Source organism: Streptomyces sp. NPDC008079 (genome assembly GCF_042957385.1).
GTDB lineage: Bacteria > Actinomycetota > Actinomycetes > Streptomycetales > Streptomycetaceae > Actinacidiphila.
On the sequence record NZ_JBIBIC010000044.1, the window covers coordinates 1 to 1579 of the forward strand.

At 64.0% G+C, this 1579-nt stretch carries 2 protein-coding genes and 1 pseudogene; all 3 read left to right on the top strand.

The features are described 5' to 3' along the window. Positions 1–395: pseudogene (locus tag ACFZAM_RS37125) on the top strand (DUF2199 domain-containing protein); the annotation flags it as partial. A 33-nt stretch (positions 396–428) separates the two neighbouring features. Continuing rightward, positions 429–884: a DUF6228 family protein gene (locus ACFZAM_RS37130; protein ID WP_391053002.1), complete on the top strand. Its 456-nt coding sequence runs from the start codon at positions 429–431 to the stop codon at positions 882–884. Beyond that, a complete protein-coding gene (locus ACFZAM_RS37135) occupies positions 881–1354 on the top strand; it encodes a hypothetical protein (RefSeq protein WP_391053004.1) in 474 nt (157 codons plus the stop codon). The genes ACFZAM_RS37130 and ACFZAM_RS37135 overlap by 4 nt, the downstream gene beginning before the upstream one ends. Positions 1355–1579 lie beyond the last annotated feature (225 nt).

Genomic DNA, 1579 nt, shown 5'->3' on the forward strand with positions numbered 1-1579 from the left:
TCCCCGGACCAGTGCGTCATCAAAGCACAGCACTACTTCGTCAAGGGCATGATCGATATACCGGTCACCGACAGCGACGATGTGTTCTCCTGGGGCGTCTGGATCTCCGTCAGCCGCGAGAACTTCTCCCACGCGACGGACCTGTGGGACACACCAGGACGCGAGTCCGCGAATCCGTACTTCGGATGGCTGACCACCGAGTTGCCCCTCTACTCGCCCAGCACCATCAACCTGAAGACCCACGTCCACACACGGCCTGTCGGTGAGCGCCCTACATCGAACTCGAACCCACCGACCATCCCCTGGCCATCGAGCAGCGCACCGGCATCACCCTGAAGCGCGTCCGCGAGATAGCCGAAGCCGTACTGCACCCCACCGACTCTGAATCCGGATGACTTGCGATCTGACGCTGGCCTAGCGTTCCACCCATGACCTCCCTGGACAGCGACACCGACGACAAGCCCGGCATCACCATTCGCTGCCAGGACAACCCGGCCGTCGGCGTGAAATTCTGCGATCGGTTCAGCTTCGACGAAGACTCCGTGCACTATGCCGTCGAGCTGTGGGCTCCTGGTCTTGCCGCTCGTGTCAACGAGGTCGTGGCCTGGACTTGGGACAGCGATCTCGTCCCGTTCCTGGAGGAACTGGCCAGAGACTACCGAGGCTGGAACGGCGAGCGGGCCTGGCAGACCAACGACCAGGACTTGGCAGTAACGGCGGTCTTCCGTTCCGGAGGCCACGTCGGGCTGACCTGGACACTGCGCCCCTGGCCGAAGGCCGCCGGCGGCTGGACCGCCTCGGTGACCACATGGTTGGAAGCCGGCGAGCAGATGACCTCGCTGGCGTCCGACATCCAGCAATTCCTCGACGGCGCACAGCCGTGACCGCCGATCTGCGCATCACCTGGACTCTGGACGGGCACGGTTGGGCCGACTGCGTCGTCGAGGCCCCTCAGACGAGGGGCGAACTCACCGCGTCCTACATCACCGGCACTCCTGAGGATCTCCTAACGGCGGTGGCCCGCCTGGTTGCCGGAGAGACCGAGACCCGCGCTCAGTTCGAGTCCGAGCCAACCGCCTACCGATGGGTCTTCTACCGCGAGGACGATGACGTTTGGATCCGGGTGCTGGAACTGCCCAACGGGAGCGACCACGACAACAGAGGGACCGAGGTCTGGTCCGGCCAGACCGACGTCGACCGGCTCGCCCGAGCCATGATCCGCTCCTTCGACGAGGTGGCACGGACCTACGGCGAGAGCGGCTACCGCGGGAAGTGGGGAGAGCACTTCCCCAGAGCCGAGCTCAAAGCCCTCAGTCGGCTCTGGCACTCTCGTGAACGCCCCGAAGACGTATGAGCTGGACACCGCTCACTGCTCAGGTTGAGTGAGACGAACGGCCCCGCCCTGTCTCACTCAACCTGAACTATCCCAGGCCGGGGTGGCCCACCTCTACGGAGACTGGTCAACGCCGACAGCCGCAACCCGCAACAGCGAGGCGATCCCCGCAAGTTCGAATTCTGACCTGGGAAAACGCCAAGGTTCCAACGATGTTCCTGTCATGAACGACTCACAAACAGGCAC

What these genes read in the sequence shown, in the direction of transcription:
- ACFZAM_RS37130 (WP_391053002.1), top strand. Translation starts at nt 429, where the DNA reads ATGACCTCCCTGGACAGCGACACCGACGACAAGCCCGGCATCACCATT.